Source organism: Gluconobacter sp. Gdi (assembly GCF_014132155.1).
Classification (GTDB): domain Bacteria; phylum Pseudomonadota; class Alphaproteobacteria; order Acetobacterales; family Acetobacteraceae; genus Gluconobacter.
This window is the reverse complement of the sequence record NZ_BLJQ01000039.1, coordinates 1-1,798: the sequence shown is the minus strand read 5'-3', so window position 1 is coordinate 1,798 and position 1,798 is coordinate 1. Positions and strand designations below refer to the sequence as shown.

General features: G+C 52.3%; 2 protein-coding genes. Both read right to left on the bottom strand.

The window, feature by feature from the left end:
• Nucleotides 1–276: transposase (locus tag JN414_RS16310; protein ID WP_202208864.1), on the bottom strand; the 276-nt coding region annotated here is incomplete at its 3' end.
• 80 nt (nt 277–356) lie between these two features.
• Nucleotides 357–1,526 (bottom strand): site-specific integrase, encoded by a 1,170-nt coding sequence (locus tag JN414_RS16305; protein WP_078527213.1) that lies wholly within the window; start codon nt 1,524–1,526, stop codon nt 357–359.
• Nucleotides 1,527–1,798 lie beyond the last annotated feature (272 nt).

Genomic DNA, 1,798 nt, shown 5'->3' with positions numbered 1-1,798 from the left:
GAAACGCATAAAGGAGAGGCGATCGTTGATCAGATATTCCGTCCGCTCATCAGACAAATTGTTGAGCGTCTGGATCACCAGAATTTTGAACATCAGCACAGGATCAAATGGCGGTCGTCCGCCTTTGCTGCCGTCAGAATACGCCAGAGCCTTCTCCAGGTCAGGGCGGAAGACTTCAAAATCCACAGTCCGGGAAAATGCTTCGAGCTGATCACCAAGCCCGCTCAACCGAGCAAGCCGCTCTTCAACGTCAAAAAATCCCGCCTGCTTCATGATCCATACTCCAATCAACTAAGGGGAAATGGAATCACAGAGCAGACCTCAATACCAGGGGGTTTTTCGAACCCTCCACGTGTTCAGACGTTGCTCTTGCTGTCTCCTGAAACAAGTGCCGTAAAAATTTTCAGATCGATCTCTTTGACTGCACGCTGGATTGGTTCTTTCTTGAGGTGAGCATAACGTGCAGTCGATTTGAGATCGCGATGGCCCAGCAGTTTCCCGATCATGATCAGATCTTCGCCGAGTTCAAGCGCATCGGATGCGAAGGAATGACGAAGATCGTGAATGCGGACGTCCACTAGCCCGGCTTCCTTTCGGATGCGTCGCCACGGCTTCTCCAGATCGGTCAGATGACCACCGTCCTTCCGTCCAGTGATGACATACGGATTGCCCGCGATCATGGGAATGCTCTTCAGCAGGCCTACTGCACTCTCGCCCAACTGAACGGTTCGAGCGCCATTTTTGCTGTCGGGTAGTCTGATTACCCCTTCGTCCAGAAAAACATATTCCCATTTCAGACGTTGAATTTCCCGAAGGCGGCAACCTGTTAAAAGCAGGAGTTGAAACGCATTGACGGCTTCCGGCATCGCGGAACGGGCGTCGTCGAGTGCTTTGCCGAGACGCTGATGTTCTTCTGTTGTGAGGTAGCGCTCGCGCTTCTGCTCCTTATAGCGTTTCACGCCCCTGCATGGATTGACGTTGTCTGTCCGCACACCCCATAGGATTGCCAGAGAGAACATTTTCGACAGTACCCCCAGCGTTCGGTTCGCCTGATATGGGATATGCCGGTAGGTATGGTGAAATGTAACGATATCAGAATGAGTGACAGAGGCTAGCTTCCGGCTGCCAATTTTTTTCGTAATGAACAGGTCAATCGCGCGTTGATATTCGCCTTGTGTGGTTTGTTTCAGATGCGTCTTCACATGCCGTTCAATGAAAATCTTACAGAACTGGCTGACGGTGGGAGAAGCCCGCTCTTCGTCGCGTTCTGTGTTTGGATCGTTGCCGTCTTTCACGCGGGCGAGGATTTTGATCGCTTCGTCGCGTGCTTTGTCTGCCGTCCAGGGACCATGATGGCCAATCGTATAACGTCGGAACCGGCCATTGGCTCGATAATGGACCACGTAGCTCATTCGGCCTGAAGGCCAGACCCGCAAGGCGAAGCCGGCGACTTGATCGTCCCAGACGATGTAGTCCTTCTCAGCAGGCTGGAGGGTGGCGATTATGCGCTTTGATATCCGGGGCATGGCTGCCTCCACAGGATGCGTATAGGATGCAAATGGGACTGAAACGTCAGTGTGAGTAAGCGTAGACAGAAGAACCAAAATGAACAACTTATTCAATTAAAATAATGGGATAGTAGTGGTTCTTCGGGATGCATCGGGGAGTTTCGTGGCAGGGCGTAGCTCTTGCCTACAAACTCATAACCTGAAGGCCGCAGGTTCAAATCCTGCCCCCGCAACCACACCAATACAGTTCCAAAACCCCCGCTCTCTCACCGAGACAGCGGGGGTTTTCG